The organism is Pseudomonas sp. 1L-C-7-B-C1 (genome assembly GCF_057291635.1).
In genome coordinates, this window is the sequence record NZ_JBXAWH010000009.1 from 106,274 (window position 1) to 120,549 (window position 14,276).

Genomic DNA, 14,276 nt, shown 5'->3' on the forward strand with positions numbered 1-14,276 from the left:
TTCTGTCCTCAGGCCACTTGGCGCGCGCTGACGAATGCCGCGAGGCTGTCGACGCTGGTGAAGTGATTGCGAGTGTCTTTGGCGTCGGCGTCGATCTTGATGCCGTAGCGTTTCTGGATGGCCAGGCCCAACTCCAGGGCGTCGACCGAATCCAGCCCCAAGCCTTCGCCGAACAGCGTCTGGTCGTTGCCGATGTCCTGGGTGCTGATGTCTTCGAGGCCCAGGGCGTCAATGATCAGCTGTTTAATGTCCTGGTGCAGATCGCTCATCTGTGGCGAGCTCCTTGGTGAAGTGTTGATGCAGATAGTCGTTGAGCTTGCGCGACGCCACAGGGGCCGGGCCAAGCGCGGCGAATGCCGCTGGATCTATATCGTTGCCCACGCGCAGGTGAAAATGCGGGCGGCGCAGGGGAATGCGGTACCACGGCTCGGCTTTGGTCAGCGTGGTCGGCGACACATGGATGGTCACCGGCGTAATGACGTGGGCGCCACGCAGGGCAATGGCCGCAGCGCCGCGATGAAAGGCGGGCGCATGGCCAGGCTGGGTTCGCGTGCCTTCGGGAAAGATGATCAGGGTTTGCCCGGTCCGCAGCAGATGCGCGGCTTGCTCCAGCATGTCGGCGCTGCCGTCGTTGCTGACATACCCGGTGGCCCGGACCGGGCCTCGGGTGAATACGTTCTGCCACAAGCTCTGCTTGACCACGCAATTGGCGTCGCGCACCAGCCCGATGAGAAACACCACGTCGATCAGCGACGGATGGTTGGCGATGATCATTTGCCCGGGGCGGCCCAGACGCTCGGCGCCCTGGATTTCGTAAGTCAGCACGCCAGCGTTGCTCATGATGCGGATAAATGCCCAGAACAGGCGGCTGATGGTCCGGCGGGCGCGGCGTTGGTGGCTGCAGGCATCGCCGGGCAGCAGCGCCAGCAGGGGAAAGACGAACACGCGCAGGCACAACCCGCCCACACCGAACAGGGCAAAGCTCAGGGCCGTGGCCAGCAGGCGCCAGTGATAGGCGTCGCGGCTTTTGCTCAGCGGTTGTGTTGCCAATTCCATAGCCGATTCTTCCAGGGATGTTGCAGAGCGCTCTGTTGTGTCGACAGCGCACGTAAAAGGTTGAGCGCGTGGGGCCATTGGCTGCGCCCGGAATCCGTCTCGGTCGGTTCGCGGGTCATCAACGAAAGCTGCCACTCATCCCCCGGCGTCAGCAGCAGGCCGAGCGCATAGGGAAACGGCACATCGTCGATCCACGGCGCGTAGGCGGCAGGCGGCTGCTCCTCGGTGATCACCAGCAGCACTGCCGGCGCACCGTCTTCAAGGAGGGACGCGGCCTCGACGACGCCATGTTCGAGCCCGTCACCCGCACAGGCCAGGGCCGTCATCTCGCTGGTCTCGCCGCGCAGGATCGACCACAGGCCGATAACGGCGTTGTGCACGGACAGGCTGAACTGAGTGGGCGACAGCGGCTCGTCGTTGGCCAGATCGCTAAGGATGTCGAAGGTTCGGGGCGTTTCGCCGTGCCGCGAGACGAACACCAGCGGCAATCGCTCCAGGCCCTCTGCCAGCGGCCAGCCTACGCTGAAGGCCATGCGGGCCAGACGACTCAACCGGCGGCGTTGCATGGCCGGCAAAAATGAAACGTCTGGCGCTGCATCCGTCGGGGCGGGGATCACGGGTTCGTGGCTCCATTGGCGCCACTCTTCGACAGATGTCAGCCCCGGCGCCCACGCGCGCCACTGTGCAATGTTGAACTTGATCACAAAATCATCCTGCCCTGATACGGGCATACTTCCGGACTTCGAGTCTCCGAAGTGGCACCAGCCATGGCGCGGCGCTATCGCCGAGTGGCGGGCATTATCCGGATGCCACAGCGCCGAGGCAAACGTTGAAACAAAAGGTTTGTTTACTGACGATTATTCTTACTGGTATGGCGGCGGCATCTGACACGGTTTTGTAGGAGCAATGGACCTGTATGCGTTGCGGGCCTCGCCCTTACAGTCAGATTTTTCCAAGAGGCTCGCCCTACTCTTCGCGATTGCCTAGACTCGAGACCATTCATCGGGTCGCAGGCGATCCTTCACGGCTGGACAGCAACAGGGAGTCATACATGCGGCGTGTGGTATTCAATCAGAAGGGCGGCGTTGGCAAGTCCAGCATCGCCTGCAATCTGGCGGCTGTCAGTGCTCATGAAGGTTATCGGACGCTGTTGATCGATCTTGATGCCCAGGCCAACTCGACGCAGTACCTCACCGGTCTGACCGGCGACGAGATTCCCATGGGGATCGCGGATTTCTTCAAGCAGACCCTGTCATCCGGGCCTGGCGCCAAGAAGAATCAGGTCGACATCTACGAAACGCCCTTCGACAACCTTCATGTCGTGACCGCCACGGCGGAGCTGGCGGATCTGCAGCCCAAGCTGGAAGCCAAGCACAAGATCAACAAGCTCCGCAAATTGCTGGATGAGCTGAGCGAAGACTACGATCGCATCTACCTGGACACGCCCCCGGCGCTGAATTTCTACGCGGTGTCGGCATTGATCGCAGCGGATCGCGTGCTGATTCCGTTCGACTGCGACAGCTTCTCCCGTCAGGCGCTTTACGGCCTGCTCAAGGAAATCGAAGAGCTCAAGGAAGATCACAACGAGGATCTGGAAGTGGAAGGCATTATCGTCAACCAGTTCCAGGCGCGGGCGAGCCTGCCCCAGCAGATCCTCGACGAGCTCATCGCTGAAGGGCTGCCGGTGCTGCCGGTCTACCTCACCAGCTCAATCAAGATGCGTGAATCCCACCAGGCCAATATGCCGCTGATCCATCTGGAGCCGCGGCATAAACTGACTCAGCAATTTGTCGAGCTGCATCACTTGCTGGAAACGGGTGCGGGCAATCGCTGACTGCTAGGCGAGCGGTTCGTGGCTTTCCCGACGGGCTCGGGTCATGTGTTTGGCTCGCTTGCGCGCCTTTTCGGCCATGTCCTTGGGAATGTCGATGGTCGCTTCCATGTCGGCCTGAAGCTGATCCTGGCTGGCGATCAGATGGTGGGTGCCGTCCGCACAGCCGCAGCGCACGGCCTGTCCGTGGGTCGCCACGGCCACGAGCTCATCGATGAAGGTCGGATTGCCTTGGGCAATGAAGCCAACCTGTGCACACAACTCGCACCAGACCGGATCGCCCATGCGGGCCAGACGCCGGTCCTCCCATGTGTGCGAGCCTGAGGCGCTCAACACCACGCCGCCGGTTGTCGTTGAATCGCCCTCTCTGACCACGTATGTCATAGCTAACCACTCCAGGGTACCGATAGGAGTGGCGAAGCCTAGACGCAGAATTCGACGGATTCGGGGCCAAAAGGGGCTTTCAGAACCTGCCTACAGCCCCTGCTGTCATGCACTTCGATCGCTGAAGAAGCGTCTCTCATATTCCCTGACTGGTCAGCCAGGCCATCAGCTGTTGCAACGGCATCGCGCCACTCTGCCGGGCAACTTCACGACCGTCCTTAAACAGGATCAAGCTCGGGATCGAACGAATGCCCAGCTGCGCGGAAAGCTGCTGATTGGCCTCGCTGTCCAGCTTCGCCAGGCGAACACGCCCGCTCAGTTGAGTGGCCGCTTGCTCGAACGTCGGCGCGAAGGATTTGCACGGCCCGCACCACTCCGCCCATACGTCCACCAGTAGCGGCAGATCGCCCTTGATCTGACTGGCGTAATCGCCCTGCGTCAGGTTGAACGGCTTGCTCAGCAAAACCGGCTGCTTGCAACGCCCGCATTTCGGCTGGTCGGACACCCGCCCGGCAGGGATGCGATTGAGCCCGTTGCAATGTGGGCAGGGGATTAGCAGGGAATCGGACATGGGAGAGGCCTGAGTAGGGTTGATGACTGTTACGTGGAGTCTGGGGGCTGGGTTATCAAGCTTTACAGGCTCCACTCTTATTGCGGCAGCGATGCTTTACATGGATTAGTTAAGGCGACCGGGGGGATTGAGCGAATTCCTACGAACTTGGTCGTGGCGTCCGATTGGTGAAAAATCGGCTTGTGGGTATGCTTCGCCCCTGCCCCCATCGCTCGCATTGAGATGTAGCGAGTGCTACGTTCGTAGCACTTCTGGTGAGGCCCTGCTATGAATCGAAAGAGAAATAAGATGACGATGAGCTCCACAATTCGGCGCCAGGGTGGCGCAGCAGTCATGACCATTCCGCCCGCGTTTCTCAAGCTGCTTGACCTGGACATCGGATCTCAGGTCGAGCTGAGCGTGGAGTCAGGAGGCTTGGTCGCAAAGCCCCTCACACACATTGCACGCAAACGGTACTCGGCTACGGAGCTGCTCAAAGGCGCAGAGCATGTGGCTGAGCTCAACAGCGAAACGGCATGGGCCAGAGAGGGCGACTCGGTAGGAAGGGAACTGACCTGATGGTTCGTCGCAAGGCACCTCGTCAAGGTGACGTGTACTGGATAGACCCAAATCCGGTTTCAGGTCGTGAAATGAAAGGGCGGCACCGCTTCGTCGTTATCACCTCCCAGCGTATTAATCAGTTGGGCCTGTGTATGGCTGTTCCGGTAACCAGTGCTGGCGTGCATGCGCGAGAGTCAGGGCTGGCAGTCGTCATCGGCGGTCACGAAACAAATGGCGTCGCGGTGTGTAATCAGGTGCGCAGCTTTGACATAGAGAGCCGGGTGCAAATGGGGTCCGCAAAGTACATTGAAAGTCTGGACAGGATTACGACCAACGATATCGTCTCTAAAGTGCTGAGTGTCATCGACTTGCACGATTGATTGATTGATCTGAGCCGAGGTGCGACCTACTGCAGCTTTCACCGCTCGTTTAAGCACCCACGTCCAATAAAAGCTCAAACCTGAAGACGCAACAAATTCCTCCTTCACCGTTCGTCCCAGCCCCTGACTACGGGCGTTAAGCCCAATCCTCGGTCGCTGATTCCCCGAAAGCATCCCCCGTTCGCCCAACTGTTCGCCCTGCCTGGCCGTCGCTAGTGTCGACGCGAGGGGCTGACTGACGAACATGCGCGTCGGCCCCTGTCATCTCATAGCCAGGGAGTCGCCCATGATCAGCCAGATCCAGGCCGCGGTTGCAGCGGTTGTCGCGAATAAAAAGCCAGTCGTTGACGCCGCTTCAAACAGCGCCCCCAAAACCGTCGATAAACCTGCAACGACCGCGACCGACAAGGCGACGTTTTCGACACTGGCGGCTCAGTTGAACGAGAGCGCAGCGCGAGCCGAGAAGAGGGACGCAGGGATGACTCACGCTGAGCTGGGGCAGTACGGGCGAAATCGCATCAATGAGTTTTTGATCGAAAGCCGCACAGTCAACAGCGGCACCCGGGCCATGGAAGTGCCCAAGACTAACGACCCTGAGTTGCTGGACCGCGCGCGAGAGGCCAGTGCGTTCGTGACCCGGACACTGGCCGGTGACAAGAACGCCAAAAGCCCTTTCGAGAACCTGTCCCGTGAACAACTGAACCTGATTACCTTTGACGACAGCGGAGCCTTCACGCTCAACGAGCGGCGCGCGGCCTGGCAGGGCGTGCAGAAGATGGACGAGGACTGGCGCAAGGTGGCGATAAACGAGGGGGTGATCGAGCAAGCCCGGACGGGCAAGGCCTCCCGGTTCTACAACGACGCCCTGAGCTACCTCAAGTCGCTGCCGGCGATCGAAAAGGCGGTGAGCTATCCCAAGGGAGCAGAAGCCATACTGGAGGCGCGAATCAAGAGCGCCCTCACGCTGCCCAGCCTGCCGGGCGCTTTTGGACGTCAGGCGGCAGACCGCAAACTGACCCTTTACGACATCCTCGCCGGCATCGTTGACACCACCAAAGACAAGAAAGCTGACCCAAACAACATCGCCTACACGAAGAAGTACGCGCCCCGTACCTCACCGGTGTCGACTACGGCGGCTGCGCAGGAGGTTGAAAAGCCAGCGGCTGCGAACGCCGGTGCGCAAGTTTCTGCTTCACCCAAGCCTGCAGCTGAAGCGTGATCCTGACGGCGCCTGCTGTCCGCGCTCGATGCGCTCCAAAGAGCCTATCCGTTCGGGTAGTAGGCATTTAAAGCGATGCCTGATTAGCTTTTTTTAGATTTAATAAAAAGGAGGATCTAAAAAATGAAACTACATTTAAAGTTAATGCATTTTTGCTGTTGTCTACTTTGGCCACTGCGGGCGTGGTGAGTGCCGCACCCAACGTCACCGTAAATTTCCAAAATAATACAGCTGAGGATGCCGATTATATACGTGGCAGTAACAGTAATGAGTTGACTACGTATCTGAACGCTTTACCTAAGCCGAACAAGGTAGTTGCAGGCGGCTTTTCTAGCTTTAGCGTGGGCGCAAACGGCTCTTCGCCGATTACTTACGCTACGGTTAGATATCAGGCGGGAATCAAATCCTGCCAGTTCACGACCAGCTACTTAATGAGCTCGACCCCTGGAGGGTTGCGCACGCCAAAGTGGAATAGAAGTGCAGTATCAAGCGGTGGTGCGAAATGCGATGTCAGTGTGACCTCCGTTAATTATTCCAATCACGATTGGGTGGTCAGCTTTACCATGCGTTGATAAGGCCATTGGGGGCGGGGCCTGCTATTAGCGGTGCCCCGCGTCTGACCGTTGCCTCAAAAGGAAGTTATCATGCTCCTTAGTGTAAGTTCATTGGCTGGAGACAGCTCTGTGTCAAGCACAGTTTCCAAAGTAAACGGGCTGAAGTTGCGCGCCGCAGAGGTAGGGCATGCACCGGATACATTGGTCAGAGTAGAGGGTGGAACCGAAAATCTATCAGTTATCAGCCGGAAGTTAAGCAGTAGCGCGGAAAGGGCGAGTCAGCGCGAACTTACAATGTCCCGCGATGAGCTGGCGGCCTATGCCACGGCACAGCAAAGTAAGCTTCTATTTGAAGGTTACAAAGCAGGGAAGCCCCGTCACGATCTGGAAATGCCGCGAACAGATGATTCAGAACTTCTGGATCGTGCCAGACGGGCTACCAATTACGTTAACCGCTACAGTAATGGCGATGTGAACGCACACAGTCCGTTTGATGGCCTTTCCCGGGATCAGTTGATTCTGATTGCCTATGACGACCGAGGCGGCTACACCATTAATGAGAGGCGAGCTGCTTGGTGCGCCAGTGCTCATATGGAGGCTGAATGGGCCAAAGGTGCCATTGCCCGGGCCCAACTTGAGCGCAGTGCGACTGGCAAGCAGCCTGTGTTCATGAGGGAGGTCTTGAATTTCTACAAAGCGCTGCCGATGATCGAAAAAGTTCAGGACCGTTATCCCTGGAATTACGAGGCAGAAATGGAGGCGAAAATCGCAGAGGAGCTAGCGCTGCCGGCGGGAGGCGGGCGCGAAGCCCAAACGCACATTCTCAACCTTTACGACATCCTCGCTGCCATGACTGATCCGGAAAAAAAGCGCTTAGAGCACGAGGATCCCGCATTGCCCAAAACGGTGGAGGTTTCACCTGACCTCAACTCACCCCCACTCACGACGAACAACTGATCTCCAGATGCTTGCCCCAATCCGGCGGACGCTGCGCATAACTCTCCATTCCAGGCTGCTCCTCAAACGGTGTACACAGCACCTGATGCAGGCGGCGAACCTCGCTGTCGTCGCCTTGTTCGGCCGCTTCGATGGCGCGTTGGGCCAGGTAGTTGCGCAGGATGTACAGCGGATTGACGGCGTGCATGCGCGCACGGCGATCTTGTTGGCTGGACTCGGGCTCGCGCGCGATGCGGGCTTTGTAGGCGTCGGCCCAGGCGTCGAAGCCGAGCATGTCGACGAAGTCGTCGCGCAACTTTCCTGCCGCGACTTCGGCTGATTCTTCCCCCAGATGGCGGAAAAACAGCGTGTAGTCGACGCCGCTGTTCTGCATCAGTTGGAGCAAGCGCGCAATGAGGTCAGCGTCATCCTCTTCGGCCGTTGTCAGGCCCAGACGTCGACGCATCAGGTCCAGGTAATGCGCCTGATACAGCGGCAGAAACAGGTCTAGCGCCTCACGCAATGCCTCGACACTGATGAAGGGTGTCAGCGCCTGGGCCAGCGCGCTGAGGTTCCACTGGCCAATCGGCACCTGATTGCTGAAAGAGTAGCGGCCTTCGTGATCGGAATGGTTGCAGACGAAGTGCTGGTCGAAGTCATCGAGGAACGCGAAGGGGCCGAAGTCGAAGGTAATGCCGAGGATCGACATGTTGTCGGTGTTCATCACGCCATGACAGAAACCATAGGCCTGCCATTTGGCAATCAGCTCGGCCTGACGCTCGACGATCGCGCGAAACATCGCCAGGTACGGCTCGGGCTCTTCCAGACATTCGGGGTAGTGCAGGGACAGCACGTGATCGGCCAGTTGCTTCAGCTGTTCCGGCTGTTTGGTGTAGAAGAAATACTCGAGGCTGCCGAAGCGCACGTGGCTTTGCGCCAAGCGTAGAACCATCGCTGCGCGTTCCTGGGTTTCGCGCCACACCGGGGTGCTGGAGCCGATCACGCAGGCCGCGCGACTGGTCGGGATGCCCAAGGCATGCAGGGCTTCTGAAGCCAGAAACTCGCGGATCGACGAGCGCAATACAGCACGACCATCGCCCATGCGTGAATACGGTGTCTGCCCGGCGCCCTTGAGGTGCAGGTCCCAGTGTTCGCCGGCGTCGTTGTACACCTCGCCGAGCAGCAAGCCGCGGCCATCACCCAGGCGCGGGTTGTACGAACCGAATTGATGACCGGAGTAAACCATCGCGCGCGGATCGGCTTCGGCCCACAGTTTGTGACCGCTGAAGATTTCAGCAAAAAGAGGTTGTTCTGCCTGAGCAAGGTCCAGATCGAGCAACGCGAGGGCCGCTTCGCTGGCAACCACCAGCCGCGGGTCGGCGATGGGCTCGGGCAGCACGGTGGTGGAAAACGCATCGCCCAGGCGGGCAAAACGATTATCGAAGGTCAGCTCGTCGAGGGCTTTCAAGGGATGCCTCCAGCAGAATGTCCGACCATTCTGCTGGGTTTTTCCCGGTCAGTCGAGCCTGACTTCGGGCGGCTCAGGTGCATCTTTTGGGGCTGGAGGCACAGCAGCGGGCGTCGTGATGGTCTTCTGCTCCGGCTCGATTGGCACCATTTTGTACTCCTGTCCCTGCATGTTCTTGAGGTAAACCTCCATTTGCCGGAACGAAATATTGATGTGCTGTTTCTTGAATTCTTTGTTGATGAACCGGTTGATCTCATCGAGCACCGGGTTGCGGTCGCCTAGATCACGCACATGCATGCGCAGTTCGTGATCGAGGGTACTTTCACCAAAATTGAGGAAGTAAACAATCGGCTCGGGGTCTTTCAACACCCTGGGATTGTCACGCGCGGCCTTGAGCAGCAGGCTGCGCACCAGGTCCAGATCCGACCCGTAATCCACCCCCAGTTTCAACGTCACGCGGGTGATCGTGTCGGTTAACGACCAGTTGATCAGTTGCCCGGTGATGAATGTCTTGTTCGGGACGATGATGTCCTTGCGGTCGAAATCGGTGATGGTGGTCGCGCGAATGCGGATCTTGCTCACCGTACCCGACAAGGCGCCGATGGTGATGGTGTCGCCGATCCGCACCGGGCGTTCGAACAGGATCATGATCCCGGAGATGAAGTTGGCGAAGATCTCCTGCATACCGAAGCCCAGGCCAACCGACAGCGCCGCCACCAGCCATTGCAGCTTGTCCCAACTCACGCCGAGCGCCGAGAGCGTCGAGACAAAACCGACGCCGGCGATGGTGTACGAGAGCAACGTCGTGGTTGCGTACGAACTGCCCTGTTTGAGGTTGAGTTTCGACAGCACCAGCACTTCCAGCAGGCCCGGCAAGTTGCCCGCCAGCACGAAGGTGATGCCGATGATGACCAAGGCGCCGATCAAGTCGCCCAGGCTAATCGGCACCATGCTGATGTTGGCGCCGGTGCCGCTGGTGTACTCGTACAGCGTGATGTTATCGAGGTACGAGAACACCGAAATCAGGTCGGCCCAGACGAAGTAGAGCGCGCCGATGAAGCCTGCAATCAGGGCCAGACGAATCAATCGCAGCGACTGCTGGTTGACCTGTTCGATGTCCAGCGTCGGTTCCTCGATCAGCGTCTCGCCTTCGCCGGCTTCTTTTGCGGCCTGACGTTTGCTCAGCGCGCGCTGGTACGCCAGACGGCGCGCGGCCACGCTTAGCCCGCGCACAAAGGCGGCTTCGATCACCAGCCACAGCATCAGCAGATACAGCGTGTCGATCAGGCGATCGCTGAGTTTCAGCGCCGTGTAGTAATAGCCAAAGCACACGGCGACGAACAGCGCGACGGGCAGGGCGGTGAAGGCCAGGCCCACCGCACGACGAAACAGCGACGCGCTGTGGTGGGTCGGGCTGGTGAGCAACAGCCGCGCGAGCAGCCAGGCCATCAGGGCGTAGCACGTCAGCACCACGGCGATGCCGATGACGTCGTCGGCCAATGCCGAGGGCTCGTGCTCGGCCACGGCGACCACCGTCACCAGTGCCAGCACGACAAGACCCAGACGGCGCATCCAGCCGCGCAGGAATTCCACTTGTGGTTTTTCCCAGCGGAAGTGCAATTGCGCCACGCCGCCCGGCGCCAGAATGCGGTAAGCGGTGTAGAACACCAACCAGGCCAGCGCCACCTGCAGCAGCGCAGAACCCAGATTGACGTTTTGGCCGCGGGCGTCGATCTGCAGCGCGAACGCACACACCGTGAGGGTCAGCGACAACGGCATTGCCAGCAGCACGTTGATGAAGATCGCCAGCGGTGTCTGCCACTGCCGGTCCCGCTTGAAGTGGCCGATGTCGGCGTGCAACCGATTGAGCTTGTCGTACAGCGCCTTGCGCTTCCACATCAGCGCGCCGATCACCAGAAACAGCGGCAGGAAGATCAGCGGCCGCTGGGTCAGTCCGTCGTAGAGTTCGCTGACGCTGGACGTCCAGGGAAGGGTGGTCACCTGTTTGACGAGTCGTGGCTGTATGCGCTCGAACCACTCCAGGTCCAGCGGCTTGTTGCTCGGAATCCAGAACATCTGCTCATCAAGGGTGGCCCGCAGGCTGTTGGCGGTGCTGACGAGCTGTTTCTGATTGAGCTGGAGGGTGATGGATTCGTTGAGCAGCGCACTCAGCTCGCGGTTCAGCCGCTCCAGCAGGTCGCTGCGAGTGGTCGCCAGATCGAGCAGCGTCTTGCGCAGCGCGGGTGTGACGTCTTCCGGCTTCTGCGTCGCCAGTAACGTGTCGACGTATGCGCTCGGGCTGCTCATCTGCTCGCGCTGCTGATTGACCTCGAATTGGTACAAGCGAATATCGGCAATTTCGTCGGCCAGACCGCTGTCGAGCTTGAGTTTGGGGAGCGACTGCTTTTGTTTGTAGAGGATTTTCGACAGCAGCAGGCTGCCGCTCAGCACGTTGATCTGCTCGTCCAGCGCCTGATCGGTTTGGGTGATGGCATCCAGCTGGGTCTTGGTCTTGAGGTTCTGCTGGGTCAGCTCATTGAGGCGGTCGGTGCCACGCAGCAGGTAGTCGGAGAGCTTGAGGTTGGCGGCGCTTTCGGTCGCCAGCAGGCTGCTGCCCCCGGCTTTCTGCGCTTCAAGGGACAACTGCGTCACGGTTTGCTGGGACTGGGCGCGACGCTTCTCGTTGATCAGCGTCTGCAGGTCCTGGATTTCCTGATCCTGACGATTGACCTTTTCCGTGAGCAGGTCGCGCTGGCTGCCGCCCAGGTCCTGCAACTGGCTGTTGCCGGCAAGCTCCTGACGACGCAGGGCAATCAGCGCGTTGAGCGAGGTCTGCTCGGCGTTCAATGCGTTGCGCTGGTCGGCGTTGATGGCCTTGCCGCCATCCTTGCCGGACTTGAGCGTGCCGCTGATGGCCTGAATGCGCGTCTGGCTGCTGCTGATCTCGGCCTGGGCGCGCTCGGGCCGGGTCTGCGCGGTGATGGTCAGGCTGTTGGCGTCGTTGAGGGCTTTTTGCAGATCAGCCTGCTGAGCACTGCGCTGACTCAGTATTTGCTCAAGCTGCGGCACGTCCAGATTGGCGTAACGCTGAGCGACCGGAATGACCTTGCTGGCCTTGAGCTTGGTCAGCTCGTGCTGGTTTTCGGTGGTCTGCCGGGGCGCGTCGGCGAGCTGCTTTTTCAGGTCATCCAGCTTTTGCTGGTTGTCCTTCTGGCTGGACAGGAATGTCAGCGTCTGTTCCAGGACCTGCTGCAGGGCTTTCTGGTCGTCAGCGGTCAGTTTGCGGTCGGCGATCTTGTCCAGACTGCGCTGGACGGCCTCGCTGGACAGGGGGGGCGTATCGGCGGCGTGCGCCGGTACGGACGACAGGCAAAGCCCAAGCAGGGCCGAGGCAAAAAGGTTACGCAGCGTGAACATAGACACCGGGTCGAGCGAACAGAATGGGGGGCAGTTTAAAGGAACAGCGCGGGCCCCGGGCTGCTTCCTTCGGGGAATCTGACGCCCACTTTGAGGATCTTGTTCCCGTCCATAACTGCGACGGTCCAAATAGTTCCGTTCCATTCGACCTGGTCGCCTACGATCGGCGCACCGCGATTCTTCTGAATGATGAACTGACTCAGCGGCATACCCGGATCCAGCCCATCGAGTTTCAAACCGTAAAGTGCCGCGACAGCCCCCAGTTCAGCGTCTCCCTCAAGAACGAAGTCACCGAAGAAGCGCAGATCCAGCCCGCGTTGCGGCGCCTGACTGAACAGCTTGCCGAGGGCGGGAAGGTCGTGTTCGTGGCCGATGACGCAGAGCAGATCGCCCACTTCCAGCACCGTACTACCCGACGGATGGAGCAGTTGTTGACCCCTGAACAAGGCGGCAATACGTGTGCCCTCTGGCATTTTCAGCTCGCGCAGTGCGGCACCGATGCACCACTTTTCGGCGCCAAGGCGATACACGAACAGCTCCCACTCGCTGGTGACATGCACTTCCAGCGCGGCGCGGGAAATCGGCGCCGGATCAGGCGGTACCGTCACTTTCAGCCATTTCGCCACCCACGGCAGGCTCGTGCCCTGAACCAGCAGCGACACCAGCACGATGAAGAACGCGAGATTGAAATACAGCTGCGCATGGGGCAGGCCGGCCATCAGCGGGAACACCGCCAGAATGATCGGTACCGCGCCGCGCAAACCGACCCAGGCAATAAAGGCTTTTTCGCGGCGGTGGAACACCCGGAAGGGCAGCAGGCCGGCCAGCACCGACAGAGGGCGTGCGACCAGAATCATCCACAGCGCCAGGCCCAGGGCCGGCAGCGCAATCGGCAACAGGTCATGGGGCGTGACCAGCAGACCGAGTACCAGGAACATGCCGATCTGTGCCAGCCAGGCCATGCCGTCAAGCATGTGCAGAATGCCGTGCCGGCTGCGAATAGGCTTGTTGCCCAGTACCAGGCCGCACAGATAAACCGCCAGGAAGCCGCTGCCGTGAATGGCGTTGGTCAGTGCGAAGACGACAAGACCGCCAGCGACCACCAGAATCGGGTACAGGCCGTTGGCCAAGTTAATCCGGTTAACCAGATGCAGCATGATCCAGCCGCCGCCCAGCCCGATGATCCCGCCGATGCCGAATTCCTGAACCAGATGGCCCAGCAGGCTCCAGTGCAGGCCGGTCTGGCCGCTGGACAGCATGTCGATCAGCGTAACCGTTAAAAACACCGCCATCGGGTCGTTGCTGCCGGATTCGATCTCCAGGCTGGCGGTCACCCGCTCGTTCAGGCCTTTGCCGCCCAGCAGCGAGAACACAGCGGCGGCGTCTGTGGAACCGACGATGGCGCCGATCAGCAGGCCCTGAATGATGTTCAGGTCAAACAACCAGGCGGCGACCATGCCGGTCAGCCCCGTGGTGATCAGCACCCCGACCGTCGCCAGCGACAAGGCGGGCCAGAGTGCGACCCGGAAACTCGCCACCCGCGTGCGCAGGCCGCCGTCGAGAAGAATGACCGCCAGCGCGAGATTACCGACCAGATAGGCCGTCGGGTAGTTATCGAAGATGATGCCGCCGCCATCGACGCCGGCGACCATGCCCACGGCAAGGATGATCACCAGAATCGGAATGCCGAGGCGGGAGGACAGCGAGCTGACCAGGATACTTGCACCCACCAGCAACGCGCCGATCAGGAACAGGCTGTTGATGGTCGTGGCATCCAAGGGCGGTACTCCAGAAAACGAATTCAAACAGACGAGGGCGCGAACTGACCATGCAGTCCGCGTGCCAAGGGATTTAACCTGTTGAATTGCTTGGCTGTCAAAGCGTAATTCCAGATGGGCAGGCTAAGGGCCGTGCCAACGG

13 protein-coding genes are annotated in these 14,276 nt (G+C 59.9%); 5 read left to right on the top strand and 8 right to left on the bottom strand.

Annotated elements, in window-relative coordinates:
- Positions 1–8: 8 nt before the first annotated feature.
- The 3 genes from AC0Z8Z_RS15290 to AC0Z8Z_RS15300 are packed head-to-tail and all read right to left on the bottom strand — an operon-like array spanning position 9 to position 1,760.
- Positions 9–269 carry a phosphopantetheine-binding protein gene (locus AC0Z8Z_RS15290; protein WP_122533901.1) on the bottom strand — a complete coding sequence of 87 codons (261 nt, stop codon included), beginning with the start codon at positions 267–269 and terminating at the stop codon, positions 9–11.
- On the bottom strand, positions 244–1,056 hold the full coding sequence (locus AC0Z8Z_RS15295) for a lysophospholipid acyltransferase family protein (RefSeq protein WP_172610463.1): 813 nt from the start codon (positions 1,054–1,056) through the stop codon (positions 244–246). Before AC0Z8Z_RS15295 ends, AC0Z8Z_RS15290 begins: the two co-directional genes overlap by 26 nt.
- Complete coding sequence (locus AC0Z8Z_RS15300; protein WP_485619660.1) at positions 1,032–1,760, bottom strand: beta-ketoacyl synthase chain length factor; 729 nt, start codon at positions 1,758–1,760, stop codon at positions 1,032–1,034. Before AC0Z8Z_RS15300 ends, AC0Z8Z_RS15295 begins: the two co-directional genes overlap by 25 nt.
- Before the next feature lie 347 nt (positions 1,761–2,107).
- Here AC0Z8Z_RS15300 and AC0Z8Z_RS15305 point away from each other — a divergent pair, with 347 nt between their 5' ends.
- Positions 2,108–2,890 (top strand): ParA family protein, encoded by a 783-nt coding sequence (locus tag AC0Z8Z_RS15305; RefSeq protein WP_172610465.1) that lies wholly within the window; start codon positions 2,108–2,110, stop codon positions 2,888–2,890.
- Between the two features lie 3 nt (positions 2,891–2,893).
- Here AC0Z8Z_RS15305 and AC0Z8Z_RS15310 read toward each other — a convergent pair whose 3' ends face one another.
- A complete protein-coding gene (locus AC0Z8Z_RS15310) occupies positions 2,894–3,271 on the bottom strand; it encodes a PAAR domain-containing protein (protein ID WP_122533897.1) in 378 nt (125 codons plus the stop codon).
- Positions 3,272–3,407: 136 nt separating this feature from the next.
- Positions 3,408–3,842: a thioredoxin TrxC gene (gene trxC / locus AC0Z8Z_RS15315; protein WP_485619661.1), complete on the bottom strand. Its 435-nt coding sequence runs from the start codon at positions 3,840–3,842 to the stop codon at positions 3,408–3,410.
- A 294-nt stretch (positions 3,843–4,136) separates the two neighbouring features.
- On the opposite strand from trxC, the gene AC0Z8Z_RS15320 reads away from it, so the two are divergent.
- From AC0Z8Z_RS15320 to AC0Z8Z_RS15335, 4 genes are all read left to right on the top strand, one after another.
- Positions 4,137–4,400, top strand: coding sequence for an AbrB/MazE/SpoVT family DNA-binding domain-containing protein (locus AC0Z8Z_RS15320; protein WP_485619662.1), 264 nt, complete (start codon positions 4,137–4,139; stop codon positions 4,398–4,400).
- On the top strand, positions 4,400–4,762 hold the full coding sequence (mazF, locus tag AC0Z8Z_RS15325) for a type II toxin-antitoxin system toxin MazF (protein WP_485619663.1): 363 nt from the start codon (positions 4,400–4,402) through the stop codon (positions 4,760–4,762). The genes AC0Z8Z_RS15320 and mazF overlap by 1 nt, the downstream gene beginning before the upstream one ends.
- 244 nt (positions 4,763–5,006) lie before the next feature.
- Entirely contained in the window at positions 5,007–5,981 is a 975-nt protein-coding gene (locus tag AC0Z8Z_RS15330) for a hypothetical protein (protein ID WP_485619664.1), read from the top strand.
- 848 nt (positions 5,982–6,829) lie between these two features.
- Positions 6,830–7,492, top strand: coding sequence for a hypothetical protein (locus tag AC0Z8Z_RS15335; RefSeq protein ID WP_485619665.1), 663 nt, complete (start codon positions 6,830–6,832; stop codon positions 7,490–7,492).
- On the opposite strand, the gene selO is transcribed toward AC0Z8Z_RS15335, so the two are convergent.
- The 3 genes from selO to AC0Z8Z_RS15350 are packed head-to-tail and all read right to left on the bottom strand — an operon-like array spanning position 7,476 to position 14,134.
- A complete protein-coding gene (gene selO / locus AC0Z8Z_RS15340; protein WP_485619666.1) occupies positions 7,476–8,939 on the bottom strand; it encodes a protein adenylyltransferase SelO in 1,464 nt (487 codons plus the stop codon). The genes AC0Z8Z_RS15335 and selO overlap by 17 nt on opposite strands.
- 48 nt (positions 8,940–8,987) lie before the next feature.
- Positions 8,988–12,356, bottom strand: a complete 3,369-nt coding sequence (gene mscK, locus AC0Z8Z_RS15345) for a mechanosensitive channel MscK (protein WP_485619667.1) — start codon at positions 12,354–12,356, stop codon at positions 8,988–8,990.
- Between the two features lie 35 nt (positions 12,357–12,391).
- Positions 12,392–14,134 carry a potassium/proton antiporter gene (locus tag AC0Z8Z_RS15350; protein ID WP_485619668.1) on the bottom strand — a complete coding sequence of 581 codons (1,743 nt, stop codon included), beginning with the start codon at positions 14,132–14,134 and terminating at the stop codon, positions 12,392–12,394.
- Positions 14,135–14,276: the final 142 nt, after the last annotated feature.

Excerpts from the sequence above, each read along its gene's own strand:
- AC0Z8Z_RS15290 (WP_122533901.1), bottom strand. The coding sequence starts at position 269 with ATGAGCGATCTGCACCAGGACATTAAACAGCTGATCATTGACGCCCTG.
- AC0Z8Z_RS15295 (WP_172610463.1), bottom strand. The coding sequence starts at position 1,056 with ATGGAATTGGCAACACAACCGCTGAGCAAAAGCCGCGACGCCTATCAC.
- AC0Z8Z_RS15305 (WP_172610465.1), top strand. The coding sequence starts at position 2,108 with ATGCGGCGTGTGGTATTCAATCAGAAGGGCGGCGTTGGCAAGTCCAGC.
- AC0Z8Z_RS15310 (WP_122533897.1), bottom strand. The coding sequence starts at position 3,271 with ATGACATACGTGGTCAGAGAGGGCGATTCAACGACAACCGGCGGCGTG.
- trxC (WP_485619661.1), bottom strand. The coding sequence starts at position 3,842 with ATGTCCGATTCCCTGCTAATCCCCTGCCCACATTGCAACGGGCTCAAT.
- AC0Z8Z_RS15320 (WP_485619662.1), top strand. The coding sequence starts at position 4,137 with ATGAGCTCCACAATTCGGCGCCAGGGTGGCGCAGCAGTCATGACCATT.
- mazF (WP_485619663.1), top strand. The coding sequence starts at position 4,400 with ATGGTTCGTCGCAAGGCACCTCGTCAAGGTGACGTGTACTGGATAGAC.
- AC0Z8Z_RS15330 (WP_485619664.1), top strand. The coding sequence starts at position 5,007 with ATGCGCGTCGGCCCCTGTCATCTCATAGCCAGGGAGTCGCCCATGATC.
- AC0Z8Z_RS15335 (WP_485619665.1), top strand. The coding sequence starts at position 6,830 with ATGTCCCGCGATGAGCTGGCGGCCTATGCCACGGCACAGCAAAGTAAG.
- mscK (WP_485619667.1), bottom strand. The coding sequence starts at position 12,356 with ATGTTCACGCTGCGTAACCTTTTTGCCTCGGCCCTGCTTGGGCTTTGC.